The organism is Haladaptatus sp. DYSN1 (genome assembly GCF_029489995.1).
In the GTDB taxonomy this organism is placed as follows: domain Archaea; phylum Halobacteriota; class Halobacteria; order Halobacteriales; family Halococcaceae; genus QDMS2.
This window is the reverse complement of sequence record NZ_CP120470.1, coordinates 2272671-2296642: the sequence shown is the minus strand read 5'-3', so window position 1 is coordinate 2296642 and position 23972 is coordinate 2272671. Positions and strand designations below refer to the sequence as shown.

Genomic DNA, 23972 nt, shown 5'->3' with positions numbered 1-23972 from the left:
CCGCCGTTAACAATCTACCTATTTTTTCCGAAACTTCTCAGCGAATTGAATGAGGCGTGTTCTCAACCCTCACGAATAATCATCGTCTGCCCGATTGCCGGCCACGATGTTTTGTACCAAGGCGGCGAAGGGTGGCGTATGAAGCACATCAAGGATAGCGTCCACGACCACATCGAGGTCGCGGGCGTCGCCCAGGCGTTGCTCGATACGCCAGCAGTCCAGCGACTGCGCCACATCAAGCAACTGGGCACCGCCGGGCTGGTCTATCCTTCTGCGAACCACTCTCGGTTCGAACACAGCCTCGGCGTCTATCACCTGGCGACGCAGGCGCTTCGCCATCTTCGGGTCGAAGGGCGACAGGCAGAACGGGTCCGAGCCGCGGCACTGCTCCACGACGTTGGTCACACTCCCTTCTCTCACAACATCGAGACCATCATCGAACACCACACGGGCAAGTACCACGACGACGTTCACGAACTCCTCGCGACGGGAGCGGTCGGTGACGTGCTTCGGGCGCACAGTCTCGACCCCGACAAAGTGGCTGACCTCGTCGCTGGCGAGGGAGAACTGGGGCAACTCGTTTCTGGCGAACTCGACGTCGACCGGATGGACTATCTCGTGCGCGACGCCCACCACACGGGCGTCCCCTACGGAACAATCGACCACGGCCGACTCGTCCGAGAACTCCGGTTCGTGGACGGTGAACTCGTCCTCGGCGAGGGGAACGTCCAGACCGCAGAGAGTCTGTTGCTCGCCCGTGCGTTGATGAATCCGACCGTGTACAACCACCACGTCGCCCGCATTAGCAAGACGATGCTCCGGCGGGCGACCGAACACCTCCTCGAAAACGACGTGGTCACGCCGGACACCCTGCGCCGGATGGACGACCACGACCTCATCGTCGCCCTTCGGGAGTTCGCCGGAACGAAGGAGTTCGCAAATAGGCTCACGTACCGAAACCTGTACAAACGCGGCGTCTGGGCGGAGATGCGCGACGTTTCGGATGCCGTCATCGACGCCTCCCGGGAACAGATTCACGAGTGGGAGACGGACATCGCGGTGCAGGCGGAGGTGGACGTAGACGAGGTGCTCCTCGACGTCCCGAAACGGCCGAAGATGAAAGAATCCTCGACGCGCGTCATCGTCAACGGCGAAATCCGCCAGTTAGACCAGCAATCGACGCTCGTGAGTGCGCTCGAAACCGCCCAGCTCGACCAGTGGCGACTCGGTGTGTACGCCCCAGAGGGAGTCGCTGAACGGGTCGGCAATGCAGCCGTGCGCGAACTGGGCCTCGACATCGACGGTTCACTCGTCCAGGACGTGCGCCACGGCTTGCACGCTCGACTCGACGAGTTTGAATAAGGTGGCCCGGAAAACTGCATCCATGGAACTCACGGGTACGATACTTACCGGTCGGTCGTTCGACCCGATAGAAGGTCGCGTCGTCGTGGAGGATGGACGAATCACCGCGATAGAGGAGACATCGACGGATTCGACTGATATCATCCTCCCAGCGTTCGTCAACGCCCACACCCACATCGGCGATTCGATTGCCAAGGAGGCAGGCGGTGGCCTCTCGCTCGACGAACTGGTCGCGCCGCCCGACGGGCTGAAACACCGTCTCCTGCGAGCCGCAGACCGTGCCGACCTCGTGGCTGCGATGCGTCGGTCGATTCAGTTCATGGCGCAATCGGGAACCGCGTCGTTCATCGAATTCCGCGAAGGAGGCACGGACGGAGTCGAGGCGCTTCGCGACGCCGCAGACGGCCTGCTGGTCGAGCCAGTCATCCTCGGGCGCGAAGAAATCGAAGCGATGGAACTGGCAGACGGGTATGGCGCAAGTGGGGCGCGAGACGCCGAGTTCAGCCGCGAGCGAACCGCCACCAAGAACGCCGGCAAACTGTTCGGCATCCACGCGGGCGAACGCGACGAACTCGACATCAACGCGGCACTCGACCTGGAGCCAGACTTTCTGGTTCACATGGTTCACCCGAAATCGATTCACTACGAGCGCGTCGAGGACAATGAAATTCCCATCGTCGTCTGCCCGCGGTCGAATCTCGTGACGAAGGTGGGGCTGCCGCCTATCGCCGAATGGGTCGAGCGAACGACGGTCGCCCTCGGGACGGATAACGTGATGCTCAACAGTCCCTCGATGTTCCGCGAAATGGAGTTTACGGCGAAACTCACGGATGTTCCAGCCGCTGAAATTCTCCGCATGGCGACGGTGAACGGGGCCGAAATCACCGGCCTCGACTACGGCGTCGTCGAGGAGGGCAAACGGGCGAAACTCCAGGTTCTCGACGGCGACTCGCACAATCTCACGGGAGCCAAGGAACTCGTACGCGCCGTTGTCAGACGGGCCGGTGCGAGCGACGTCAAAGACGTCGTCCTCTAGTTACAAGAACACGCCAACGAGCACGCCGACCGGCCCCGCAACGAAGAGTAGGATGTCGAGCAGTTCGAGCGGATTTTCGAGCGCACACGAGGCGATTCCCACGAGCAAGTCGAGAAGCGTGAGCGGGAGCAAGAACAGCGCGATGATGCTGTCGAGGCTGATGGTCCCGCCACTGAGGAGTGCAGCCATCGTCTCGAAGAGCATGCCCACCGCGTCCAGTTGCTCCGGAAGCGAACGACAGGCAGGTTCGCCGGCGGGTTGCTCAGTCTGCTTCACCACTTCGCCGAGAATGTCCACACCCATTTCTCACACCCAGAGATACATAGTTTCGGTTACACGATAAACGAAACGTAACTATCAGAATAAAATTACTATCCAGTAATTCGTCGTTTCAACGAAGCAAAACGAGTGGTCGGTGGCGATTTTCGCTACAACAGTTAAGAGGCGTCGGCCTAAATGTGTTATCGACTAACACGATGTACGAGCGCATCCTCGTTCCAACTGACGGCTCTGAGGGGATGGACGGCGTCATAGAACAGGCCGTAGAGTTGGCCACGGTTCACGACGCGACGATACACGCCGTCTACGTCATCAACACCGCAAGCTTCGCAAATCTCCCGATGGAGACGTCGTGGGACGGCGTGAGCGAGATGCTCTCGAACGAAGGCAACGCCGCGCTCGACGAAGTGGAAACGCTCGTCGACGGTCGGGTTCCGCTCGAACGGTCGTTGCTGGAAGGAGCACCAAGCCGGGAAATCGTCCGCTACGCGGAAAACGAAAACTGCGACCTGATTTTCATGGGCACCCACGGACGGGGCGGCATCGACCGATTGCTCCTCGGGAGCGTCGCAGAAAAAGTCGTCCGCACCTCGGACGTTCCGGTGTTGACGGTACGCGTCTCCCATGACCGGGACTAACCTGAACTACACCGGCCGGAGGTGGTCACAATCGCCCGACGAAACCCTGACCAGGCCCTCGTCCGTTTCAATACAGAGGGTTCCGGGGAACTCGACGTCGACAGCTTTGCCAACGACGTCGCCGTTTGGCGTTTCGACTCGCACTCGCTGGCCGAGCGTGTGAGCGTATTCGCGCCACGCCGAAAGAATGTCGTCGCTTTCGCTGACTAAATCATGGAACTCTTCGAGGACGCGCTGGACGAATACGCGTCGATTCACCTCACCGCGCTCGACGAGCAGGCTCGTCCCCGTCTCCGGAATCTGGTCCCGTGTGAGGTTCGCGTTGACACCGATTCCGACCACGACCCAGGAGACGCGGTCTGCTTCCCCTGACATCTCGGTGAGGATGCCACACAGTTTCTTCTCTCCGTCATCAGTGGTCACGAGCACGTCGTTTGGCCACTTGATGACGGCTTCGACGCCCGCCTCTCTGGCTGCCCGGGTGACGGCAACTGCCGCGCCAAGCGTCAACAGCGGTGCGTGAGCGGCCGGAAGGTCGGGTCGAATGACGACGCTCATCCAAATGCCACCAGCCGGCGCGACCCACTCACGATTCAACCGCCCGCGTCCGCCGACCTGTTCGTCCGACAGCACGACGACGTTCTCGGCACCGTCCTTCGCGAGGTCTCGCGCCCGGCGGTTGGTACTGTCTATTGAATCATGGTACTCAATCGTGTACGGGGCTTCGAGGCCGTATTCGACGGCGGGACCACCGTACTCCGGAACGTCCGCGATGATGTACCCCTCGTCGCCCGATTCGATCGTGAATCCGGCGTCTCTGAGCCCCTCTACGTGTTTCCAGACCGCGGCCCGGGAGATGTCGAGTGAAGCGGCGAGTTCAGGACCGGACACCGGGCCTGCGGCGAGTGCCGCTAAGACTCGCGCTCTCGTTTCGTTCATACCTCGAGCAACGTACCGGGAGGTAAAAAGGCGTTTAGAAGGGGGCCTGTGGGCGGTTCTCGTCGTCGTCACGCCCCGAGAACGACGGCATCGAGGGTGCGGCGTCCATCCCGGTGTAGGCATGGACGGTGGTGATTTCGGGAATCTCCATGACCAGTCGGTGCTTGAGTGCCTGTACCGTCATCGGCGAGATACCACACCCGCTGCACGCCCCGCCGAGTGAGATAGACACTTCGCCCGTTTCGAGGTCGAGGTCCTGAATGGCCGCACTCCCGCCGTGCATCTGAATTTGTGGGAAGTTGCGCATCATGAACAGGCGGATCCGTTCCATAACGTCCGCTTCTGTCGTTTGCGTCTCTGTGCTCATGACTGAACGAAGGAAGTCCACAGATATAGCGCTTCGCACCGGTGAGGCGGCTGTTCTACCCGATTAGTCACGTCCCGCGAGCCAGCCAAAAACCCGTGAGCGCGATGGAGAGGGCGACGCCCACACCGACGCCCAGTCCACTCGGGAGACTCGCCGCGAAATCTTTCGTCAACATCCCGATACCTGTGGCCAGCAGGAACGCGACGACCCCCGCGACGAACGCCCGGCGAAGAACTCCACGGTAGATAGACATACTGCTACCTGGACGCCGGGAGGTAAAAATGAGCGGGAAGGGACCGGTCGGCAAACATTGAATGAAGATAAGTTTCTGACCCCTTCAACCCTTTCCAGTAGAAAAATCAATAAATAAGGCAAATGGACATTTTTGTATGGGGAGACTGGTCGATAACTTGAAAATATACGGTGTGTTGCTAATTGCCACCTTTTTGATTTTGAGTGTTGCAGGTATCTGGGATGATTTTGGATTTGGAGGGCCGTTTGGTGCGTTGAAATCGTTTATGAACCTGATATGGAACCCAATAATACATGGATTCCTGATTATCTCACTTGTTGCATTGATAGTCATTGACCATATTGAAGGATGATGAGAAGAAATGGAAATACAACAATTTTTGGCTGCGGCTATTACTATATTGGTGTCAATATTTGTATTTGATTGGATTGTTTCCAATCCTACGATAGCAAAAAGCCAAGCTGATGTCGCAATTTTGCCTCCAGAAACACTTGGTTTACTAATATTTATTGGAACTCCGACAACTGCGCTGTTGATATTTGCGGTCCGAGTGCTATTTTCTAATTAACTTTGACAAGATTATCAGCGCTCGAGCGTCCCGCGTTCGACCACTTTCAGGATGAACTTCATGTTGAGGTAGATGTCCTGTGGGGTGGTCTCTTCGTCTGGATCGTAGAGGTCGCTCACGCGGTACAGGAGCGCGGAAATCTTGTCGGCCTCGTCTGACCCGTCGCGGATTTCGTCTGCGATTTCCCGGATGGTTGCCATCCGTTCGGTGTCTTTCTCGACCATGGTTACTGCATTCCGCGACGGAGCAGAATTCCGATGTTCGTGGCAGTAGTCTCCGTAAACGCTCGAAATGCCGCGCCGGTCTCAGAGTCCTCGTCCATGACGACTGGTTTGCCTTCGTCACCGCCCGTACGCACGTGGGGGTCGAGGGGGATTTTCCCGAGGAACGGCATCTCGACTTCGTCGGCGAAGCGTTCGCCGCCGCCCTCACCGAAGATGGCGTGTTCACCACCGCAGTCGGGACAGCGGAAGGAACTCATGTTCTCGACGATGCCGAGAACGGGGGTCTGGTGTTTGCCGAACATCCGGAGCGCCTTGCGAGCGTCGTCGAGGGCGACTTCCTGCGGTGTGGTGACGATGACGGCACCGGTGACGGGAACGGTTTGGAGGAGGGTGAGTTGGGTGTCGCCGGTTCCGGGTGGGAGGTCGATGACCATGTAATCGAGGTGGCCCCACTCGACGTCCTCCCAGAGCTGGGTGAGGAGCTTGTGAACCATCGGGCCGCGCCAGATGACGGGGTCGTCCTCGCCCGTGAGCATGGCCATGCTCATGAGTTTCATGCCGTACTTCTCGGGTGGGACGATTTTTTCCTCGGCGGTGGCCTTCGGTCGTTCGTCAGAGCCGACCATCCGGGGGACGTTCGGCCCGTACACGTCGGCGTCGAACAGTCCGACGCGTGCGCCCATCTGCGAGAGGCCAGCGGCGAGATTCACCGCGACGGTCGATTTTCCGACGCCGCCCTTTCCGGAGGCGACGGCGATGATGTTCTTGACGTTCGGGAGGATGCTCTCTTCGGGGGTGATACCGCGGTCTACGTCCGCAGAAAGTTCCGGTTCGATGCCTTCCTTTGCGAGTACTTCGCGGACGCGAGCGGCGATTTGCGATTCGTGTGGCGAGTAGGGAGCTCCGAGTGCCAGGGAGATGTGGACGGTTCCGTCGGCGTCTGTCGTGACCTCGTTTACGAGATTCAGCGAGACGATGTCGTCGCCGAGGTCGGGGTCCTCGACGGTGCCGAGCAGGTCGAGGATTTCCGCTTCGTTCATGGTCGCATGTACATCACGACGCGGCGATAAGGCTTGTGAAGGGTTTCACTACCAGCTGGTTTGACGTGTTGACGTCTCTGGCAATGCAAGAGCTGCTAGTTTCAACGATACTCGATTCGTAACTGGTTGTGGTTACGTCCCCCCCCGATTTGTCCCGCCAATTTAAGCGGACGGAGGAGTAGTGTGTGATATGCTCACGGACGATTTTGGCCGCGAGGTGACGGGTGTCAGGGTCTCCCTCACCGACCGGTGTAACTTTGATTGCGTCTACTGTCACAACGAGGGGCTGGGCGACACGCGAGGGCCGATGGACCCACAGGACAACGAGATGAGCGCGGACGACGTCGTTCGCTTTCTCGAAGTGGTCGAGGAGTTCGGCGTAGAGAAGGTGAAGTTCACAGGTGGCGAGCCGATGTTGCGCCAGGACTTAGAGGAGATAATTCGGCGCACGCCAGAGTCGATGGAAGTCTCGCTCACCACGAACGGGACATTTCTACCGGGGCGGGCAGAAGGGCTGAAGGAGGCGGGTCTCTCGCGCGTAAACGTTTCACAGGACGCCCTCGACCCGACGGAGTTCGCGGAGATTACGAAATCGGGGGCATACGACCGGGTGTTAGAGGGCGTTCAGGCAGCCCTCGACGCTGGACTCGACCCAGTGAAGTTGAATATGGTCGTGTTCAAGCAGACGGCCGGCTACGTTCCCGAGATGGTTGACCACGTCGCGGAGAACGAAGGCCTGCAATTACAGCTCATCGAGTACATGCCCGAGTTGACGGGACACGACGAGTGGGCCATCGACATCCAGCGCGTTCACGATTGGTTGGCTGAGCAAGCAGACCACGTGGAGCGACGGGAGATGCACGGGCGAAAGCGGTACTACATCGGGAAGGGGATGGTCGAAATCGTCGACCCGGTCGGGAACAAGAGCTTCTGTGCGAACTGCCATCGCGTGCGCGTGACGCACGAAGGGTATCTCAAAGGTTGTCTCAATCGCAACGACGACCTGCGGCCGATGGGTGCGATGACGAAACCCGAGATTCGCGAGGCGTTTCGTGAAGTCGTGGCGAACCGCGTTCCGTACTACGGCGAGTACCTCATCGAGGAGGACGGCGAATGGGTGGTTAACGAAAAATACCTCCCCGACCAGAAACCGGCTGGCGCGTGAACGGGTAACACGGAAGGCCGGTTCAGTCATGCGGTTTTCTCGGTGATAATTTCACTACGCGGTCGACTTCTTTCGTTGTGTTTAAGTACCCCAACCGGGTTGGTATCAACGTAAGCGAATAGCTGTAGGGGCCCGCGCCCCGAGTCCAGCCGGGCGAAGATACTGAGCGCAGGTCGTGGTAGCCAAGTCTGGCCCAAGGCGCAGGGTTGCTAACTCTGTGGCGTCAAGCCTCCGGGGTTCGAATCCCCGCCACGACGTCTCGAACGTCCACTAACGGACACTTTCGACCGAAGCAATGAACTTGCTTCATCAACCATCCAGCAACAATGAGTGCAGAAGAACCCAACGCGGACGAAGAACAAGACGACATTAGATACTTCGTTCGCATCGGACAGACAGACCTCGATGGGACCAAAAGCATCGAGCGCGCACTGAGCGAGATGAACGGCATTGGCCGACGGACGGCCCGCATCATCGCGAACAAAGCCGGCATCGACCGACGTGAAACGTTTGGCCGCCTCGAGGAAGACGAGATCGAATCGATCGTCACGCTCGTAGAGGACTACGCTGACGAGGTGCCAGTTTGGCTCACCAACCGTCAGTCTGACTTCTACACAGGGCAGACGAAACACATCACCGGCAACGACGTGAGTCTCACGCGAACCCGTGACATCAATCGCATGAAGATGATCAACTCCTACAAGGGCGCACGCCACAAGCGCGGCCAGAAGGTCCGCGGGCAGCGCACCAAGTCCACCGGGCGTTCGGAGGGGACCATCGGTGTCAACGTCGAAGCCATCAAACAGGAGGAATAACGTATGTCGCTTCCCGGACAGAATACGAAGTTCTACGAAACCCCGAATCACCCGTTCCAGGGCGAGCGAATCGCCGAAGAGCACGGTCTCCTCGGCCGCTACGGCCTGAAGAACAAAGAAGAACTCTGGAAGGCGCAGTCGGAACTGCGTAACTACCGCCGCGAAGCCCGTGAACTGCTCGGGCAGACGCAGGGTGACACGGAAGCCGCGACCGAACTCGGCTCGCCGTTCCTCACGCGTCTCAAGCGCATCGGCGTCCTCTCCGAGGACGACGGCCTCGACGACGTCCTGAGTCTCGACGTGAACGACGTGTTAGAGCGCCGTCTCCAGACGGTCGCCTATCGCAAGGGCCTCGGCCACACGCCGAAGCAGGCACGCCAGTTCATCGTCCACGGCCACGTCACCGTAAACGGCAGCCGCGTCACGTCGCCGTCCGCGAAAGTGTACGTCGACGACGAGGACTCGGTCGCGTTCGACGAGACCAGTCCGCTCGCAGACGACCTGCACCCTGAGCGCTCGGAGGACCAACAATGAGTTCTGAAGAAAAGAAATGGGGCATCGCCCACGTCTACGCATCGTTCAATAACACCATCATCACCGTCACCGACCAGACCGGCGCCGAAACCATCGCCAAGTCCTCTGGTGGGACGGTCGTCAAGCAGAACCGTGACGAGGCATCCCCGTACGCGGCCATGCAGATGGCAGAGACCGTCGCCGAGGAGATCAAGGCGGCCGGCATCACCGGCCTCGACGTCCGCGTTCGCGGTCCCGGCGGGAACCTCCAGAAGAACCCCGGACCCGGTGCGCAGGCGACCATCCGCGCTCTCGCTCGTGCCGGTCTCGAAATCGGTCGTATCGAAGACGTAACGCCAATTCCGCACGACGGTACTCGCGGTCCCAAGAACAGCGGGTTCTAACAATGGCTATCGACTACGAAGTGGAGTTCATCGACTACACGGATCGCAGGTCGCGATTCCTCGTCCGTGGGGTCACCCCGGCATTCGCCAACGGCATCCGCCGAGCGATGATTACGGACGTCCCCACGATGTCGATCGACACGGTTCGGTTCATCGAGAACTCGAGTGTCATGTTCGACGAGATGATCGCCCTGCGGCTGGGGCTCGTCCCTCTCACCTCGCCAATCGGCGAGTTCGAGCTGGGTGAATCGGTCACCCTGAGTCTCGACGTGCAGGGGCCGGCGACGGCGTACTCTGGTGACCTCGTCTCGGCTGACGACCTCGTCCAGCCGGCGGACCAGAACGTGCCCATCGTCGAACTCAAAGAGAACCAGCGTCTCGAATTCGAGGCCGACGCGGTCCTCGACACCGGCAAATCCCACGCGAAGTTCCAGGGTGGGGTGGCCGTTGGCTATCGTCACCTCCAGCGCGTGGAGGTCGTCGGCGACGCGGGTGAGTTCGAAGACGACGAACCGAACATCCTTCGTGGTGTCATCGAAGCGGACGGGGAACTGGTCGGCACAGAGGAGTTCGACCACGACCTCACGCAGCGGTACCCCGGCAAGGAAGTGCAGGTCACCGACGTTCCGAACGCGTTCGTGTTCGACGTCGAAACCGACGGGTCGTTCTCCGTCGCCGACCTCGTCCTCGCCGCCGCCGACAGTCTCGGCGACCGTGCTGCGGAACTCGAAGAAGCAGTCCAGCTGTAACACAGACAAATGATACCTTCAAACCACATTCAGACCCGGACGCCCGCCCACAAAACCACCGGCGGGACCGGGTGCGCAATCGAAACAGGTTTGAAGGGCAACCCAAAACACATGAACACGAGCAGGGGTAGCCAAGTCAGGCCAACGGCGCAGCGTTCAGGGCGCTGTCTCGTAGGAGTCCGCAGGTTCAAATCCTGCCCCCTGCACTCAGTTTTCCATCAGGAGCGATATTATGAGTAAGACGAATCCGAGGCTCGCCAGTCTCATCGCCGACCTGAAGTCGACCGCCCGTGATTCGGGCGCAGACGTCTGGAGCGATGTTGCTGACCGGCTCGAAAAGCCCCGGCGTAACCACGCGGAGGTTAACCTGGGTCGCATCGAGCGGTACGCGAAAGAAGACGAAACCGTCGTCGTGCCTGGAAAGGTGCTCGGCAGCGGGATTCTTCAAAAGTCGGTCACCGTCGCTGCAGTCGACTTCTCGTCGTCCGCAGAGACGAAGATCAAGCAAGTCGGTGAGCCAGTCAAGCTGGAACAGATTCTAGAACAGAACCCCAACGGGACGAACGTCCGGGTGATCCAATGAGCGCAACCGAATTCGACGTCGACATCGTCGTCGACGCTCGCGACTGCATCATGGGCCGTGTGGCCAGTCAGGTCGCACAGCGCGCGCTCGACGGCGAGCGTGTCGCCGTGGTGAACGCGGAAGAAGCCATCATCACCGGGAGCAAGGAAGACGTGTTCTCCGTCTACGAGAAGCGCGTCGAGGTCGGGTCCGACCAGGGTCCGTACTACCCAAAGCGACCGGACATGATCTTCAAGCGTGCCATCCGTGGGATGCTTCCGTACAAGAAGTCCCGCGGCCGCGAGGCACTCGAATCCGTCCGCGTCTACGTGGGCAACCCGTACGACGAAGACGGCGAGGTACTTGACGGTACGTCGCTGGATCGCCTGTCGAACATCCGCTTCGTCCAGCTGGGCGAAGTGAGCGAAAAACTGGGAGCCAACGTCACATGGTAACGAACACGAGTGGTAAGAAGAAGACGGCCATCGCCCGTGCAACGGTCAAAGAGGGCGAGGGTCGCGTGCGTATCAATTCCCAGCCAGTCGAACTGGTCGAACCGGAGCTCGCCCGCCTCAAGATGCTGGAACCGTTCCGAATCTCCGAAGGCCTGCGCGACACGGTCGACATCGAAGTGCACGTCCAGGGCGGCGGCGTCGTCGGCCAGGCCGACGCAGTCCGCACCGCTATCGCACGTGGACTGGTTGAGCACTCCGCGGACGCCGAACTCCGCGACGCGTTCATGGAGTTCGACCGTTCCCTGCTGGTGAACGACGTTCGCCAGTCTGAACCGAAGAAGTGGGGTGGGCCCGGCGCTCGCGCCCGCTACCAGAAGTCCTACCGTTGAGGTGACCACGCCATGATGATACCAGTCCGGTGTTTCACGTGCGGCAAGGTTGTCGGCGAACACTGGGAAGAATTCGAAGCACGCGCCTTAGAGGGCGATGAAGACCCCGAAGAAGTACTCGACGACCTCGGGCTGGACCGCTTCTGCTGTCGGCGCATGCTTGTGTCGCACCGCGACCTCGTCGACGTCGTAGCCCCATACCAGTGATATCCATGCAACGATACAGCCGGTACGAGAAAGCACGCATCCTCGGGGCACGCGCCCTGCAGGTGTCGTACGGCGCACCCGTCCTCATCGAGACGGACGAATCCCAGCCGATTCTCATCGCGGCCGAGGAGTTCGACGCAGGCGTCCTGCCGTTCACCGTCAATCGGGGTGGACCGCAGTGACCCTCATCTCCGAGGTTCGCCTTCGCGCGATTCTCGACTCGCGGGGGAACCCGACAGTCGAGGCTGACGTGCGTACAGAGAGCGGCGGATTCGGCCGTGCAGCAGCCCCGAGCGGGGCGAGCACGGGTGAATTCGAGGCCATCGAACTTCCTGTCGAGGAGGCCATCGCGGCCGCCCGTGAACACGCCGTCCCACGACTCGTGGGGAACGTGTACGCAGGCGACCAGCGCAGTGTCGACGCGGCCCTGCGCGCCGCAGACGGGACGGACAACTTCTCCGAGATTGGTGCGAACAGCGCCGTTGCCATCAGTATGGCTGCGGCGAAGGCGGCCGCCGACCTGCTCGGTGCGCCCCTCTATCAGCACCTCGGAGGCACGTTCCGCGGGAACACGTTCCCCGTCCCACTCGGCAACGTCATCGGCGGCGGCGAACACGCCACCGACGCGACGTACATCCAGGAGTTCCTTTCGGCCCCCGTCGGCGCACCGAGCGTCGAGGACGCGGTGTTCGCAAACGCAGCGGTTCACGACACAGTCAAAGAACTGCTCGCAGACCGCGACATTGCGGCAGCCAAAGGCGACGAAGGTGCCTGGGCGCCCGCGATCGACGACGCAGAGGCGTTCGACATCATGGCTGCGGCAACCGACGCGGTCGAAGACGACGTCGGCTTCGAGATTCGGTTCGGCCTCGACGTGGCCGCCTCCGAACTGTTCGAAGACGGCGCGTACCACTACGGCGACATCACGCGCACGCCCGACGAGCAAGTCGAGTACATCGCCTCGCTCGTCACCGACTACGACCTCGTGTACGTAGAGGACCCCCTCGACGAGAACGACTTCGACGGCTTCGCGGCGCTCACCGAGCGCGTCGGCGACCAGACGCTCATCTGTGGCGACGACCTGTTCGTCACCAACACCGAGCGACTCGCCGACGGCATCGACATGGGCGCGGCCAACAGCATCCTCATCAAGCCAAACCAGATTGGCACGCTGAGCGACGCTTTCGACGCCGTCGAACTCGCCGTCCACAACGGGTACGACCCGGTCATCTCCCACCGCAGCGGTGAGACAGAGGACACGACGATCGCACACCTCGCTGTCGCGACTGACGCACCGTTCATCAAGACCGGTGCCGTCGGCGGCGAGCGCACTGCAAAACTCAACGAACTCATCCGAATCGAGGCAAACGCATGAGCGACAACGAACAAGAAGAAGGCCTCGAGGCGGCCGAAGAGGAGATCGACCAGGAGCCGACCGGCGAGTCCGGTGCGGAACCCGCGGTCGACCCCGACACGGACGTCCGAGAGGCAGACGAAGAAGAGCCGGCCGCGGAGGCCGAAGAAGAGAGCCCCGTGCTCGACGAGGACGTGATGGACAACCAGGAGGAAGCAGACCTCCTCATCCCGGTCGAGGATTACCTCGCCGCTGGTGTCCACATCGGTACCCAGCAGAAGACCAAGTACATGGAGCGGTTCATCCACCGCGTCCGTGACGACGGTCTGTACGTGCTGGACATCTCGAAGACCGACCAGCGCATCCGCACCGCCGCGGACTTCCTCGCCGAGTACAACCCCGAACAGATTCTGGTGACCTCCAGTCGCCAGTACGGTCGGTTCCCCGCCGAGAAGTTCGCCGACGCGGTCGGCGCACGCGCTCGCACGGGCCGGTTTATCCCCGGAACGCTGACCAACCCGGACTACGCGGGCTACATCGAACCGGACGTCGTCGTGGTGACTGACCCAATCGGTGACAGCCAGGCCGTAAAAGAGGCTATCACCGTCGGGATTCCCGTTATCGCGATGTGCGACTCCAACAACTCGACCAGCAACGTCGACCTCGTCATCCCGACGAACAACAAAGGTCGCAAAGCGCTGTCGGTCGTCTACTGGCTGCTGGCCAACGAGACGCTCGACCGCCGCGGCGCAGAGCCGTCCTACGCCCTCGACGACTTCGAGAGCGACATTTAAGCGAACCTTTTTCGTTTCTAGTCCTCGTCCGCGAGCGACGGCGTTCGCTCGGGGAGTGGCAACTGGTGTAACTCCGGATGCTGGAGCCGTGTCGGCAGCACGTCCCACCACTTGACGGCGGCGACTTCGCCCGGTTCGGGCGTGGGTGTTCCCGAGAGATGCTGACCGTCGAAGACCACAGAGAGGTTGAACAGCGTCGGTCGAGTGGGGTCTGTGGCGTCGGTGACCGCGGTGACGTGGACCTGATTCAGTCCGGTGAGCAGGCATTCGACGCTCGTCTCCTCGCGGACCTCCCGGCGGGCGGTCTGCTCGTAGGTCTCGTCGGGATTGATGTAGCCGCCGGGGGCGGTCCAGGTGGTCTCGCCGTCGCGCTGGATGAGGAGCACCTCGCCGTCGCGGTTCGAGAGCCAGACGCCGGCCCCGCCGAGGTCGCCGGTTTCGTCGAAGTGGGCGGCGACCTCGTCGTAGCGCTCGGTCGACCAGGTGGCCTCCTTCTCTACGATTTCGTAGGTGCCGTAGGCCGCGTCGAATCGTCGAATCGTCTCCTCGACGTGGCGACGCATTCGCGCGGTGATGGACATATCTCCACGAATGGTAGTCATCACTATTGAATTGTAAGGAAACTGGGCGAAGGGACAAATCCGCAACTACTGTTACGCCTCGCGCCTACGGGCACGTAATGACCATTTCAAGTGCTCCAGGCAAGGTCTATCTCTTTGGTGAGCACGCCGTCGTCTACGGGGAACCGGCAGTCCCCTGTGCCATCGAACGACGGGCGCGAGTCACCGTCGAGGCCCGCGACGACAACCGATTGCGCGTCGAGGCGGCCGACCTCACCCTCGATGGGTTCACCGTCGAATACAGCGGCGATGCCGACGGCGCGCCGGACGTGGACGTGCCAAGCGGCCTCGTTCGTGCGGCGATGGGCTACATCGACGGAGCCATCTCGACGGCCCGCGAGGCGGCCGACGACCCCGACGCCGGCTTCGACATCACCATCGAGAGCGACATTCCGCTCGGGGCCGGACTTGGATCCTCTGCGGCCGTCGTGGTCGCCGCCATCGACGCCGCCACCCGCGAACTGGGCGTCGAACTCACGAAAGACGAACTCGCAGATAGGGCGTATCAGGTCGAACTCGCCGTCCAGGACGGTCAGGCCTCGCGGGCGGACACCTTTTGCTCCGCGATGGGCGGGGCGGTTCGGGTCGAGGGCGACGACTGTCGCACCATCGAGACGCCCGCGAATCTCCCGTTCGTCATCGGCTACGACGGTGGGGCGGGCGACACCGGTGCGCTCGTCGCGGGCGTTCGCAAACTCCGCGAGGAGTACGATTTCGCGGCGAACACCGTCGCGGCCATCGGCGACATCGTCCGCCACGGTGAGCAGGCGCTCGCGGACGGTGACCTCGAGGAACTCGGCCGACTCATGAACTTCAACCACGGCCTGCTCGAAGCCCTCGGCGTCTCCTCGCGCTCGCTCGATACGATGGTGTGGGCGGCCCGCGACGCCGACGCACTCGGGGCGAAACTCACGGGCGCGGGCGGCGGTGGCTGTATCGTCGCGCTCGACGAGACGGACGCGACGACGACGGCACTGCGCTTTACGATGGGCTGTGAAGACGCCTTCCGGGCGGAACTGGACACCGAAGGCGTTCGGGTGGAGGAACGATGACGACGATACTCAAACTCGGCGGGAGCGTCATCACCGAAAAAGACGGCGTCGAGAAGATAGACGCCGCAAACCTGGCGCGGGCCGTCCACGTCATCGCGGAGGCGGACGTAGAAGACCTCGTGATTGTCCACGGCGGGGGAAGCTTCGGCCATCACCACGCGAACAAACACGACGTTTCGACGACGGCTGGGAGTCACGACCCCGACGCCGTCCTCGACATCCACGAGGCGATGAAGCGGCTGAACGAAGTCGTCGTCAATCGGCTGAACGAGGAGGGCGTTCCCGCCGTGCCCGTCCATCCGCTCTCTGCGGCGGCCCGCGACGAGGAGGGGGCGCTTACCCTCGCGACGACGGCGGTCGAAACGCTGCTCGGTGAGGGGTTCGTCCCCGTGTTGCACGGCGACGTCATCGCGCACGCTGGCGAGGGCGTGACGGTCGTGAGCGGCGACGAACTCGTCACGTCGCTCGCGCGGTCCCTGGCGGCAGACCGGGTGGGTCTCTGCTCTGGGGTTCCGGGCGTCCTCGACGAGTCCGACACCGTCATCGACGAAATCGACAGCTTCGAGGCCGTCGCGCCTGCGCTTGGCGGGAGCGACGCAACGGACGTTTCCGGCGGAATGGCCGGGAAGGTTCGCGAACTGCTCGCGTTAGGCTCGCCCGCTGACATCTTCGGGCTGGATGGACTCGCTGCGTTTTTGGCCGGTGAGTCTCCCGGCACGCGAATCGACGGTCGGACGGACTGACGGCCCAAACGAGTGGTGATTTTGACAGCCATTCCACGTTCTTTTTAACAACCGAGTTCGTACCGTTCCGTAACCGAGACAGCAAGCCGTCCACCTCGTGCGGTTGTGGGCGTTCGGCGGGGACCCGCCGGTCGCCCACGCGAAACCGTCTGGTTGGAGGGCTCCGCTCGGCGCGATAACTATGGAAATTGAAATTGCCACGATAGGCGGATACGAAGAAGTCGGTCGGCAGATGACTGCCGTCCGCGCAGGTGACGACGTTGTAATCTTCGACATGGGGCTCAACCTCTCGCAGGTCCTCATCCACGACAACGTCGAGACCGAACGAATGCACAGCTTAGACCTCATAGACATGGGTGCCATTCCGGACGACCGTGTCATGAGCGACTTAGAGGGTGACGTCAAAGCAATCGTCCCAACTCACGGTCACCTCGACCACATCGGCGCGATTAGCAAGCTCGCACACCGCTACAACGCACCGATCGTCGCGACGCCGTTCACCATCGAACTCGTCAAGCAGCAGATCGAAGGCGAGGAGAAGTTCGGCGTCCAGAACGATCTCATCAAGATGAGCGCGGGTGAGACGATGTCCATCTCCGACGAGGTGGAACTCGAATTCGTCAACGTCACACACTCCATCATCGACGCCATCAACCCCGTCCTCCACACCCCGGAGGGTGCGGTCATCTACGGCCTCGACAAGCGGATGGACCACACGCCGGTCCTCGGCGACCCAATCGACATGAAGCGCTTCCGCGAGATTGCGAACTCCGACAACGGCGTCCTCGCGTACATCGAAGACTGTACGAACGCCGGCCGCAAGGGGCGCACCCCGAGCGAGTCCGTCGCGCGCAAGCACCTCAAGGACGTCATCTACAGCATGGAGGACTACGACGGCGGCATCGTCGCCACCACGTTCTCCTCGCACGTCGCCCGTGTGAAGTCCCTCGTCGAGTTCGCCGAAGACATCGGCCGCCAGCCAGTCCTCCTCGGACGCTCGATGGAGAAGTACTCGGGCACCGCAGAGCGCCTGAACTTCGTCGACTTCCCCGACGACCTCGGCATGTACGGCCACCGCAAGTCGGTCGACCGCACGTTCAAGCGCATCATGAAGGAAGGCAAAGAGAACTTCCTCCCAATCGTGACGGGCCACCAGGGCGAGCCACGCGCTATGCTCACCCGCATGGGCCGCGGCGAGACGCCGTACGAACTGGACGAGGGCGACAAGGTCGTCTTCTCCGCGCGCGTCATCCCCGAGCCAACCAACGAGGGCCAGCGCTACCAGTCCGAGAAACTCCTGCGGATGCAGGGTGCACGCATCTACGACGACGTCCACGTTTCCGGGCACATGTCCCAGGAAGGACTCTACCAGATGCTCCGCACGCTCCAGCCACAGCACGTCATCCCAGCCCACCAGGACATGCGAGGCTTCGCGCCGTACGTGGACCTCGCAGAGAGTGAGGGCTACACGATGGGCCGTGACCTCCACGTCACGCGCAACGGGAACATCATCCAGCTGGTCGACTAGATGCCTATGCGGAACATGGCTGTAACCGATGCAATCGCGGCCCGCCGTGACCTCGTCAACGAGGCCATCGGCGCGGACCTGCCGATTACGAAGCCAGAGCGCCTCTATAAGGCCTCACGCCACCTGCTCGACGCCGGTGGCAAGCGCCTCCGCCCAGCGATGCTGTTGCTGGTCGGCGAGGCGCTGCTCGACGTCGACCCAGAAACGGTCGATTATCGGGCGTTTCCGACGCTCGATGGCAACACCATCGACCTGATGGCGGCCGCCGTGAGCATCGAGGTCATCCAGTCGTTCACGCTGATTCACGACGACATCATGGACGACGACGACCTGCGCCGCGGTGCGCCGTCGGTCCATCAGGCCTACGACCTCGAAACCGCGATTCTCGCAGGTGACACGCTCTACTCGAAAGCGTTCGAGTTCATGCTCGAAACCGGGGCCTCCGCAGACCGGTCGGTCCGGGCGCTCTCGATGCTCGCGACGACGTGCACGAAGATTTGCGAGGGCCAGGCCCTCGACGTCGCCTTCGAGACGCGCACGGACGTCCTGCCCGAGGAGTACTTAGAGATGGCAGAACAGAAGACAGCGGTGCTGTACGCGGCGGCGACGGCCATCCCGGCCATCCTGCTCGGCGCAGACGACGAGACGGTCGACGCCCTCTACGGCTACGGCCTAGACGTCGGTCGCGCATTCCAGATTCAGGACGACCTGCTCGACCTGACGGTGCCGAGTGAGAAACTCGGCAAGCAGCGCGGCAGCGACCTCGTCGAGAACAAACAGACCATCATCACCCTCCACGCCCGCCAGCAGGGCGTGGACGTCGATTCGCTCGTCTCGGCGGACACCGTAGACGGCGTCTCAGAGGACGAAATCGACGCGGCCGTCGAGCAACTCACCGAGGCGGGCTCTATCGAGTACGCCCGGGAGACGGCCGAGACGCTCGTCGCAGACGGGAAAGCACGCCTCGACGTGCTGCCGGACAGCGAGGTCCGCGACCTCCTCTACGACATCGCGGACTACCTCATCGACCGCGGCTACTGACCGGCGGGATACCACCCGTTTTCAACGTAGTTTTGAACAGGGACAGTCAATGCTTCTGCAATGGACCAGGAACTCCGAGAGCGAATCGAGAAGGAGGCCGAGAAGCACGCGCTCATCAACGCGGTCAAACACGAGAGCGACGCTGACGTCGGCGCGATTATGGGCCCGCTGATGGGTGAAAACCCGGAGTTTCGTCCCCACGGCGGTGACATTCCGGGCATCATCGGCCCCATCGTCGCGAAGGTGAACGCCGCGTCCACCGAGGAGAAACGCGAGCGGCTGGGCGAACTCGACCCCGAGTGGCTGGCGGACCTCGACGCAGAAGACGAGGCAGACGACCGAGTCCTTCCAGACCTGCCGAATGCGGAGGATTACGACGAGATTCGGATGCGCGTCGCGCCGAACCCGAACGGCCCGTGGCACCTCGGCCACGCCCGGATGCCCGCGGTCATCGGGACGTACAAAGACCTCTACGACGGCTGGTTCGTCTGCCGGTTCGACGACACGGACCCCGAGACCAAGCGCCCGGACATGGACGCCTACGACGCGATTTTGGAGGATATCGAGTATCTCGGTTTCAAGCCTGACGACGTGATGCGTGCCTCAGACCGGGTGCCCATCTACTACGACCACGCCCGCGAACTCATCGAGATGGGCGGGGCCTACACGTGCTCGTGTTCCGGCGAGACGTTCTCGGAGTTGAAGAACTCGGGCAAGCCGTGTCCCCACCGCGAGAAGGACGCCGAAACCACGATGGCGGAGTTCGAGAAGATGGTCGCAGGCGAGTACAGCGCCGGCGACATGGTGCTCCGCGTGAAGACGGACATCGAGCACAAGAACCCGGCGTTGCGCGACTTCGTGGCGTTCCGCATGGTCGATACGCCCCACCCGCGCGAGGAAGCGGCGGACTATCGGTGCTGGCCGATGCTTGACTTCCAGTCGGGTATCGACGACCAGCTCACGGGCGTCACCCACATCATTCGCGGCATCGACTTACAGGACTCGGCGAAGCGCCAGCAGTTCGTCTACGACTACTTCGGCTGGGAGTACCCCGAAGTCATCCACTGGGGCCACGTCCAGATCGACGCCTACGACGTGAAGGTGTCCACCTCGACCATCAAGAAACTCATCGACGACGGCGAACTCGACGGCTGGGACGACCCGCGAGCGCCGACGCTGAAGAGCGTCCGCCGCCGGGGTATCCGCGGAGAGGCTATCACCGATGCGATGATTCAACTCGGAACCTCCACGAGCAACGTGGACCTCGCGATGAGTTCGATTTACGCGAACAACCGCGCTATCGTGGACGACGAGGCGGCGCGCTACTTCTTCGTCCGTGACGGACAGGAGCTTCCCGTCGTCGGCGCACCAGAGGCAGGTCACCCGCCGGTTCACCCCGACCACGAGGACCGTGGGAAACGCGACATTCCCGTCTCCGGTGGGGTGCTCCTCGAAGCTGACGACGTGCCACCGAACGGTGAGCGCATCTGGCTCAAGGGTCTCGGCCTGTTCCAGCACACCCGCGACGCCCTCGAATATCTCGGCAACGACCTCTCCGCCGTCCGCGAGGAGGGCGTGGACGTGGTTCACTGGGTCGGTGCAGACGAGAACGTCCCCGTCACCATGCGAACGATGGAGGGCGACGTGACTGGCCACGCAGAACCCGACTTCGCAGAAACGGCTGTAGACGACGTAATTCAGTTCGAGCGCATTGGCTTCGTGCGCGTGGACGACCACGCTGGAGACGAGTCGGTCGTCTACTATACCCACCCCTAGTCAGTGCCAGTGATTCTCCGCGCCCGGTAAGGGTTCCGCGACGACGCCGTCTCGCTGGACCAGCACCCGGGCGTGTGCGGTACAGACGTCTTTTCTGTCGGCCCAGGGGATGTGCAGGCGGACCGTCGCTCGCTCGTCACACCCCTTCTCGTCGCAGCGTCGCATGGCGGGCATTGGGCGGCCACGGTAACAATCCTTCCGTGAGTCAGGTAACGAGAACGAACGAGACGAGCATCGCGGCCGTGAGCACGAACTGGAGGGCCGCCGAGGCGAGAATACCGACAGTCGTGTAAGCCGCAGCCTTGAGACTCTGGTCTACGTCCTCGTGTTTTCGGTACTCGAAGGCGAAGACGGTGCCCGCCACGCCGACGAAGATGCCAAGCGGGCCGAGGACGAACAGGAGCGCGAACCCAACCAGCGCGGCGAGTGCAGACACCTGCCAGGACGCGCCGGACACCTTCGCTGCGACGGCCCCGCCGAGATAGTCGAACGCCATCGCGGTGAGACCGACGAGGGTCAGTCCCACGAGGGCGAACAGGCCGGGTTCGGTGTAGCCCGTGTGCCACCAGTAGAGGTAGATACCCGCGAGCGAGGTTGGTGCACCGGGCAGGAGTGGGACGACGCTCCCGACGACGCCGAGGACGAGCAGGCAGATAGCGAGTAGGTACACGGTGTCGAGCATCATTCGAACCGCCTCCGTTCTGTCGCGACCACGGGCGAGCCGTAGGTTTCCACCAGCGGCCGGAGCGTGGCGCTCAGTTCGCGCATCGCGTGGGCCGGGGAGTGGAAGCCGAACTCCTCGGTGACGGTGCGCCAGTGGGTCGCCTGCAACACTTTTCTGACGAGCAGTCGTTCCTGACGGTCGGTGAGTAGCGTCTCGTCGTCGTGGTCCGTGAGGTGTTTCATCGCCAGTTTTCGCACGCTCGTCGGAGCGATTTCAGCGATGCCGGGGCCGAAGGCCGCCCCTGTGATGAGTCGCCACTCTCGCGCTGAGAGGGTCAGTTCCACGTCGGCATCAGTCGCTCGGAGCGCGGCGCGAACCACGTCGGGGTCGAGTCCGGAGAGTGCGTCTGAGAGCATGTCTCGCGTGCGTGCGACGAACCACCGGACGTGGCGGTCGTGGAGTGCTGTACCCGCGCCAGAGAGCGGGAGCATCATTACAGCAGAATGTTCGCCGCTCGCGTCGTTGCGCCCCGTCGAGAGGTAGACGGTGTGGTAGCCGTTTTGCCGCCAGAAGGAGAGGAGTTCCGGGGTTGCGCCGTAGCCGACACCGAGCCAGTCGAGCTGCTCGTCGAACTCCGCTCTGATGTCCGCGAGCAACCGAGAGCCGAGTCCACGAGAGCGAACCGCGGGGTGGGTGGCGATACGCATCACCCGCAGACCCGCGGTGGTGCCTGCAGACTCGTCTCTGACTTGACTCGTGAGCACGTCGGGGAGCATGTTGCCCCGGACGCGCCCGCCTTCGTACATCTCGGCGCGCAGGGAGGCCGGAAGGTTGCCCTCCCGGGCGAGGAGGGCGACGCAGACGACGTGGCCATCGTGGGTCAGTGTCCGAAGTTCGAGGTTCGGCGCGTCGAGCAGTCGGGCCAGGTCGTCGGGTTCGGTTCGGTAGTGGGCGTAGACGAGGAGGCCGAACACCTCGCGGAGCAAGTGCTCGTCCTCGCGCAGGGTTTCGGGAGTTGGGGATTCGTAGGTGGCCAATTCGGGCGAAGCAGTTTCGACCAGCGGGTCCACTGCGGGCCGGGCGTCGAGCAGGAGCGTGCGGAAGGCCCAAATCTCGACCGGGTCGCAGGCGGCGTAGCGGATTGGTGCGTCGAGACGGACGTCGGTCACGTCGTGGTCGGATGCGTCCAGTCGGTCGCGAAAGCGGACGGAGAAGCCTCTCCCTGTACCCTCGTAGCCGTGGACGGTCGTCGTGAACGCGACCCGGGAGGCGGCGAGGAAGCGTTCGAGAACGCGAACCGGGAGTGCGGCGGCCTCGTCTACGATGACCACGTTCTGGTCGTCCGGAAGTTCCGCCGCCGTGGTTGGCTTTTCGAAGCGGATTCGCCTGCCCGTCGTCGTCGTGAGCAGAGAGGGGTTGTCCGGGTGATTCACCGTTTCGAGTGCGCCGAGTGAGTCGAGGAGTTCCCGCGCCCGGGCGAACACCTCCGCGGCGTTCTGGTAGACGGGAGCGGTGACGAGCACGTCGTCTCCCGCGTGTGCGAGCGACCCGGCGGCGAGGCCCGCGGCACTGGATTTGCCCCGGCCCCGGTCTGCTTCGACGACGATGGCCGTCTCGGGGTCGGCGAGGCGCTCGAATGCTTCGACGGTCTCTGCCTGGTCTGTGGTGAGACAGCGCGTGTACGCCTCGGCCGGGAATCGGTGGGTCTTCGGTGGCGTCGGCGTCTCCGGTGGCCGGGCCGGCAGTGGGTCGGTCAGTCCGTCTTTTTCGACCCGTCCGGCGTCCACGTCGTAGATTGCGACGCCGGGGTGGGTTCGAAGGAGGTCGACCGTTCGCGTGCGGAAGTTACCCGTTACGTCTTCGAGTGAGAACGGAGGAACCGCGAGGCCCTCGTCGAACTCGTCTCGCTCGTGGGGCCACTGGTCGAGTGGGGGTGTGAGGATGAGAACGAGTCCGCCGCCCTCGACGGCTCCGACTGACCTGCCGAGGACGTTCGGACGGAAGGCGTCGTGGGCATCGATGACGACGGTGGTGCGGGTCGTTCCGAGGAGTGCGCTGGCTCGTTTGGGGGAGATGCGCTCGCAGTCGAGGTCGGTGTGGTGACTGAGGAACGTCGTGTCAGCGAGAGAGATATCGGCTGCAGAGAGGGCGGAACGTGCGGCTGTGACGGTCGCGTCGCGGTCGCCCGCGAGGACGAGCAGCCGGCGTTCGTTCGCCCGTGTGGCTTCGGCGCGAAGGGAGCGCGCGAGGTCTTCCATACTCGGTGTCAGACGTTCTACGAAAAAGGGCGTTTCTGTGCGTGTCTCGCCGTCGCATGGCGTACTCGCTTTGAAAGCGCTTTTATGGAGGGACTCTCTACTCGGTTGTACAGCCTGTGCGGGGTTGATGATGCTCCTAGCCATCTAGGACCCTTACGGCAGGGGAGCGCGAGCCCA

31 protein-coding genes and 2 tRNA genes are annotated in these 23972 nt (G+C 62.3%); 23 read left to right on the top strand and 10 right to left on the bottom strand.

The genetic code is table 11. From position 1 onward, the window contains the following. Positions 1 to 138: 138 nt before the first annotated feature. Positions 139 to 1362, top strand: a complete 1224-nt coding sequence (locus tag P0648_RS12380) for an HD domain-containing protein (RefSeq protein ID WP_276246956.1) — start codon at positions 139 to 141, stop codon at positions 1360 to 1362. A 22-nt stretch (positions 1363 to 1384) separates the two neighbouring features. Then, positions 1385 to 2398: an amidohydrolase family protein gene (locus P0648_RS12375; RefSeq protein ID WP_276246957.1), complete on the top strand. Its 1014-nt coding sequence runs from the start codon at positions 1385 to 1387 to the stop codon at positions 2396 to 2398. Here the strand turns inward: P0648_RS12375 and P0648_RS12370 are convergent, their stop codons facing one another. After that, positions 2399 to 2701, bottom strand: a complete 303-nt coding sequence (locus P0648_RS12370; protein ID WP_277504168.1) for a hypothetical protein — start codon at positions 2699 to 2701, stop codon at positions 2399 to 2401. A gap of 173 nt (positions 2702 to 2874) precedes the next feature. On the opposite strand from P0648_RS12370, the gene P0648_RS12365 reads away from it, so the two are divergent. Next, entirely contained in the window at positions 2875 to 3315 is a 441-nt protein-coding gene (locus P0648_RS12365) for a universal stress protein (protein ID WP_276246959.1), read from the top strand. Positions 3316 to 3321: 6 nt separating this feature from the next. Here P0648_RS12365 and P0648_RS12360 read toward each other — a convergent pair whose 3' ends face one another. The 3 genes from P0648_RS12360 to P0648_RS12350 form a co-directional block, all read right to left on the bottom strand. Continuing rightward, positions 3322 to 4254, bottom strand: coding sequence for a biotin--[acetyl-CoA-carboxylase] ligase (locus tag P0648_RS12360; protein WP_276246960.1), 933 nt, complete (start codon positions 4252 to 4254; stop codon positions 3322 to 3324). A 34-nt stretch (positions 4255 to 4288) separates the two neighbouring features. Next, positions 4289 to 4621 (bottom strand): NifU family protein, encoded by a 333-nt coding sequence (locus P0648_RS12355; RefSeq protein ID WP_276246961.1) that lies wholly within the window; start codon positions 4619 to 4621, stop codon positions 4289 to 4291. Positions 4622 to 4688: 67 nt separating this feature from the next. After that, entirely contained in the window at positions 4689 to 4874 is a 186-nt protein-coding gene (locus tag P0648_RS12350; protein ID WP_276246962.1) for a hypothetical protein, read from the bottom strand. Positions 4875 to 5010: 136 nt separating this feature from the next. On the opposite strand from P0648_RS12350, the gene P0648_RS12345 reads away from it, so the two are divergent. Beyond that, positions 5011 to 5226: a hypothetical protein gene (locus P0648_RS12345; RefSeq protein WP_276246963.1), complete on the top strand. Its 216-nt coding sequence runs from the start codon at positions 5011 to 5013 to the stop codon at positions 5224 to 5226. 230 nt (positions 5227 to 5456) lie between these two features. Here P0648_RS12345 and P0648_RS12340 read toward each other — a convergent pair whose 3' ends face one another. Beyond that, positions 5457 to 5666: a hypothetical protein gene (locus P0648_RS12340; protein WP_276246964.1), complete on the bottom strand. Its 210-nt coding sequence runs from the start codon at positions 5664 to 5666 to the stop codon at positions 5457 to 5459. 2 nt (positions 5667 to 5668) lie between these two features. After that, positions 5669 to 6706, bottom strand: a complete 1038-nt coding sequence (locus P0648_RS12335; protein WP_276246965.1) for an Mrp/NBP35 family ATP-binding protein — start codon at positions 6704 to 6706, stop codon at positions 5669 to 5671. Between the two features lie 190 nt (positions 6707 to 6896). On the opposite strand from P0648_RS12335, the gene moaA reads away from it, so the two are divergent. The 14 genes from moaA to rpsB all read left to right on the top strand — a co-directional run bounded on the left by moaA (position 6897) and on the right by rpsB (position 14113). After that, entirely contained in the window at positions 6897 to 7871 is a 975-nt protein-coding gene (gene moaA, locus P0648_RS12330) for a GTP 3',8-cyclase MoaA (protein WP_276246966.1), read from the top strand. A gap of 172 nt (positions 7872 to 8043) precedes the next feature. Continuing rightward, a tRNA-Ser gene (locus P0648_RS12325) sits at positions 8044 to 8128 on the top strand. A gap of 69 nt (positions 8129 to 8197) precedes the next feature. After that, a complete protein-coding gene (locus tag P0648_RS12320) occupies positions 8198 to 8686 on the top strand; it encodes a 30S ribosomal protein S13 (protein ID WP_276246967.1) in 489 nt (162 codons plus the stop codon). Between the two features lie 3 nt (positions 8687 to 8689). Continuing rightward, positions 8690 to 9220: a 30S ribosomal protein S4 gene (locus P0648_RS12315; RefSeq protein WP_276246968.1), complete on the top strand. Its 531-nt coding sequence runs from the start codon at positions 8690 to 8692 to the stop codon at positions 9218 to 9220. Then, complete coding sequence (locus P0648_RS12310; protein WP_276246969.1) at positions 9217 to 9603, top strand: 30S ribosomal protein S11; 387 nt, start codon at positions 9217 to 9219, stop codon at positions 9601 to 9603. The genes P0648_RS12315 and P0648_RS12310 overlap by 4 nt, the downstream gene beginning before the upstream one ends. Before the next feature lie 2 nt (positions 9604 to 9605). After that, complete coding sequence (locus tag P0648_RS12305) at positions 9606 to 10352, top strand: DNA-directed RNA polymerase subunit D (RefSeq protein WP_276246970.1); 747 nt, start codon at positions 9606 to 9608, stop codon at positions 10350 to 10352. A gap of 121 nt (positions 10353 to 10473) precedes the next feature. Beyond that, positions 10474 to 10558 (top strand) — tRNA-Leu (locus P0648_RS12300). A gap of 26 nt (positions 10559 to 10584) precedes the next feature. After that, positions 10585 to 10935 carry a 50S ribosomal protein L18e gene (locus P0648_RS12295; RefSeq protein ID WP_276246971.1) on the top strand — a complete coding sequence of 117 codons (351 nt, stop codon included), beginning with the start codon at positions 10585 to 10587 and terminating at the stop codon, positions 10933 to 10935. Further along, positions 10932 to 11369 carry a 50S ribosomal protein L13 gene (locus P0648_RS12290; protein WP_276246972.1) on the top strand — a complete coding sequence of 146 codons (438 nt, stop codon included), beginning with the start codon at positions 10932 to 10934 and terminating at the stop codon, positions 11367 to 11369. The genes P0648_RS12295 and P0648_RS12290 overlap by 4 nt, the downstream gene beginning before the upstream one ends. After that, entirely contained in the window at positions 11363 to 11758 is a 396-nt protein-coding gene (locus P0648_RS12285) for a 30S ribosomal protein S9 (protein ID WP_276246973.1), read from the top strand. Before P0648_RS12290 ends, P0648_RS12285 begins: the two co-directional genes overlap by 7 nt. 12 nt (positions 11759 to 11770) lie before the next feature. Continuing rightward, positions 11771 to 11965 carry a DNA-directed RNA polymerase subunit N gene (locus P0648_RS12280; protein ID WP_276246974.1) on the top strand — a complete coding sequence of 65 codons (195 nt, stop codon included), beginning with the start codon at positions 11771 to 11773 and terminating at the stop codon, positions 11963 to 11965. After that, positions 11965 to 12147, top strand: a complete 183-nt coding sequence (locus P0648_RS12275) for a DNA-directed RNA polymerase subunit K (RefSeq protein WP_276248465.1) — start codon at positions 11965 to 11967, stop codon at positions 12145 to 12147. Before P0648_RS12280 ends, P0648_RS12275 begins: the two co-directional genes overlap by 1 nt. Continuing rightward, positions 12144 to 13340 (top strand): phosphopyruvate hydratase, encoded by a 1197-nt coding sequence (gene eno, locus P0648_RS12270; RefSeq protein ID WP_276246975.1) that lies wholly within the window; start codon positions 12144 to 12146, stop codon positions 13338 to 13340. Before P0648_RS12275 ends, eno begins: the two co-directional genes overlap by 4 nt. After that, entirely contained in the window at positions 13337 to 14113 is a 777-nt protein-coding gene (gene rpsB / locus P0648_RS12265; RefSeq protein ID WP_276246976.1) for a 30S ribosomal protein S2, read from the top strand. Before eno ends, rpsB begins: the two co-directional genes overlap by 4 nt. Before the next feature lie 17 nt (positions 14114 to 14130). On the opposite strand, the gene P0648_RS12260 is transcribed toward rpsB, so the two are convergent. Beyond that, on the bottom strand, positions 14131 to 14694 hold the full coding sequence (locus P0648_RS12260) for an NUDIX hydrolase (protein ID WP_277504163.1): 564 nt from the start codon (positions 14692 to 14694) through the stop codon (positions 14131 to 14133). A gap of 26 nt (positions 14695 to 14720) precedes the next feature. Between P0648_RS12260 and mvk the strand changes: the two genes are divergently transcribed. The 5 genes from mvk to P0648_RS12235 all read left to right on the top strand — a co-directional run bounded on the left by mvk (position 14721) and on the right by P0648_RS12235 (position 20873). Then, positions 14721 to 15785, top strand: coding sequence for a mevalonate kinase (mvk, locus tag P0648_RS12255; RefSeq protein WP_277504161.1), 1065 nt, complete (start codon positions 14721 to 14723; stop codon positions 15783 to 15785). Further along, positions 15782 to 16528 carry an isopentenyl phosphate kinase gene (locus P0648_RS12250; protein WP_276246979.1) on the top strand — a complete coding sequence of 249 codons (747 nt, stop codon included), beginning with the start codon at positions 15782 to 15784 and terminating at the stop codon, positions 16526 to 16528. The genes mvk and P0648_RS12250 overlap by 4 nt, the downstream gene beginning before the upstream one ends. A gap of 181 nt (positions 16529 to 16709) precedes the next feature. Then, complete coding sequence (locus tag P0648_RS12245; RefSeq protein ID WP_276246980.1) at positions 16710 to 18056, top strand: ribonuclease J; 1347 nt, start codon at positions 16710 to 16712, stop codon at positions 18054 to 18056. Continuing rightward, positions 18057 to 19097 carry a geranylfarnesyl diphosphate synthase gene (locus tag P0648_RS12240; RefSeq protein WP_276246981.1) on the top strand — a complete coding sequence of 347 codons (1041 nt, stop codon included), beginning with the start codon at positions 18057 to 18059 and terminating at the stop codon, positions 19095 to 19097. Between the two features lie 60 nt (positions 19098 to 19157). Next, positions 19158 to 20873: a glutamate--tRNA ligase gene (locus tag P0648_RS12235; protein WP_277504157.1), complete on the top strand. Its 1716-nt coding sequence runs from the start codon at positions 19158 to 19160 to the stop codon at positions 20871 to 20873. Here the strand turns inward: P0648_RS12235 and P0648_RS12230 are convergent, their stop codons facing one another. From P0648_RS12230 to tmcA, 3 genes are read right to left on the bottom strand one after another with little or no spacing between them, the layout of a single operon-like run. Continuing rightward, on the bottom strand, positions 20874 to 21038 hold the full coding sequence (locus P0648_RS12230; protein ID WP_276246983.1) for a hypothetical protein: 165 nt from the start codon (positions 21036 to 21038) through the stop codon (positions 20874 to 20876). Between the two features lie 40 nt (positions 21039 to 21078). Further along, entirely contained in the window at positions 21079 to 21555 is a 477-nt protein-coding gene (locus P0648_RS12225) for a DUF456 domain-containing protein (protein ID WP_276248466.1), read from the bottom strand. Continuing rightward, positions 21555 to 23795 (bottom strand): tRNA(Met) cytidine acetyltransferase TmcA, encoded by a 2241-nt coding sequence (tmcA, locus tag P0648_RS12220; RefSeq protein ID WP_277504154.1) that lies wholly within the window; start codon positions 23793 to 23795, stop codon positions 21555 to 21557. The genes P0648_RS12225 and tmcA overlap by 1 nt, the downstream gene beginning before the upstream one ends. Between the last annotated feature and the right edge of the window lie 177 nt (positions 23796 to 23972).

Coding starts and splice junctions, on each gene's coding strand:
- P0648_RS12380 (WP_276246956.1), top strand. CDS start 139: ATGAAGCACATCAAGGATAGCGTCCACGACCACATCGAGGTCGCGGGC.
- P0648_RS12375 (WP_276246957.1), top strand. CDS start 1,385: ATGGAACTCACGGGTACGATACTTACCGGTCGGTCGTTCGACCCGATA.
- P0648_RS12370 (WP_277504168.1), bottom strand. CDS start 2,701: ATGGGTGTGGACATTCTCGGCGAAGTGGTGAAGCAGACTGAGCAACCC.
- P0648_RS12365 (WP_276246959.1), top strand. CDS start 2,875: ATGTACGAGCGCATCCTCGTTCCAACTGACGGCTCTGAGGGGATGGAC.
- P0648_RS12360 (WP_276246960.1), bottom strand. CDS start 4,254: ATGAACGAAACGAGAGCGCGAGTCTTAGCGGCACTCGCCGCAGGCCCG.
- P0648_RS12355 (WP_276246961.1), bottom strand. CDS start 4,621: ATGAGCACAGAGACGCAAACGACAGAAGCGGACGTTATGGAACGGATC.
- P0648_RS12350 (WP_276246962.1), bottom strand. CDS start 4,874: ATGTCTATCTACCGTGGAGTTCTTCGCCGGGCGTTCGTCGCGGGGGTC.
- P0648_RS12345 (WP_276246963.1), top strand. CDS start 5,011: ATGGGGAGACTGGTCGATAACTTGAAAATATACGGTGTGTTGCTAATT.
- P0648_RS12340 (WP_276246964.1), bottom strand. CDS start 5,666: ATGGTCGAGAAAGACACCGAACGGATGGCAACCATCCGGGAAATCGCA.
- P0648_RS12335 (WP_276246965.1), bottom strand. CDS start 6,706: ATGAACGAAGCGGAAATCCTCGACCTGCTCGGCACCGTCGAGGACCCC.
- moaA (WP_276246966.1), top strand. CDS start 6,897: ATGCTCACGGACGATTTTGGCCGCGAGGTGACGGGTGTCAGGGTCTCC.
- P0648_RS12320 (WP_276246967.1), top strand. CDS start 8,198: ATGAGTGCAGAAGAACCCAACGCGGACGAAGAACAAGACGACATTAGA.
- P0648_RS12315 (WP_276246968.1), top strand. CDS start 8,690: ATGTCGCTTCCCGGACAGAATACGAAGTTCTACGAAACCCCGAATCAC.
- P0648_RS12310 (WP_276246969.1), top strand. CDS start 9,217: ATGAGTTCTGAAGAAAAGAAATGGGGCATCGCCCACGTCTACGCATCG.
- P0648_RS12305 (WP_276246970.1), top strand. CDS start 9,606: ATGGCTATCGACTACGAAGTGGAGTTCATCGACTACACGGATCGCAGG.
- P0648_RS12295 (WP_276246971.1), top strand. CDS start 10,585: ATGAGTAAGACGAATCCGAGGCTCGCCAGTCTCATCGCCGACCTGAAG.
- P0648_RS12290 (WP_276246972.1), top strand. CDS start 10,932: ATGAGCGCAACCGAATTCGACGTCGACATCGTCGTCGACGCTCGCGAC.
- P0648_RS12285 (WP_276246973.1), top strand. CDS start 11,363: ATGGTAACGAACACGAGTGGTAAGAAGAAGACGGCCATCGCCCGTGCA.
- P0648_RS12280 (WP_276246974.1), top strand. CDS start 11,771: ATGATGATACCAGTCCGGTGTTTCACGTGCGGCAAGGTTGTCGGCGAA.
- rpsB (WP_276246976.1), top strand. CDS start 13,337: ATGAGCGACAACGAACAAGAAGAAGGCCTCGAGGCGGCCGAAGAGGAG.
- P0648_RS12260 (WP_277504163.1), bottom strand. CDS start 14,694: ATGTCCATCACCGCGCGAATGCGTCGCCACGTCGAGGAGACGATTCGA.
- P0648_RS12250 (WP_276246979.1), top strand. CDS start 15,782: ATGACGACGATACTCAAACTCGGCGGGAGCGTCATCACCGAAAAAGAC.
- P0648_RS12245 (WP_276246980.1), top strand. CDS start 16,710: ATGGAAATTGAAATTGCCACGATAGGCGGATACGAAGAAGTCGGTCGG.
- P0648_RS12240 (WP_276246981.1), top strand. CDS start 18,057: ATGCCTATGCGGAACATGGCTGTAACCGATGCAATCGCGGCCCGCCGT.
- P0648_RS12235 (WP_277504157.1), top strand. CDS start 19,158: ATGGACCAGGAACTCCGAGAGCGAATCGAGAAGGAGGCCGAGAAGCAC.
- P0648_RS12230 (WP_276246983.1), bottom strand. CDS start 21,038: ATGCGACGCTGCGACGAGAAGGGGTGTGACGAGCGAGCGACGGTCCGC.
- P0648_RS12225 (WP_276248466.1), bottom strand. CDS start 21,555: ATGCTCGACACCGTGTACCTACTCGCTATCTGCCTGCTCGTCCTCGGC.
- tmcA (WP_277504154.1), bottom strand. CDS start 23,795: ATGGAAGACCTCGCGCGCTCCCTTCGCGCCGAAGCCACACGGGCGAAC.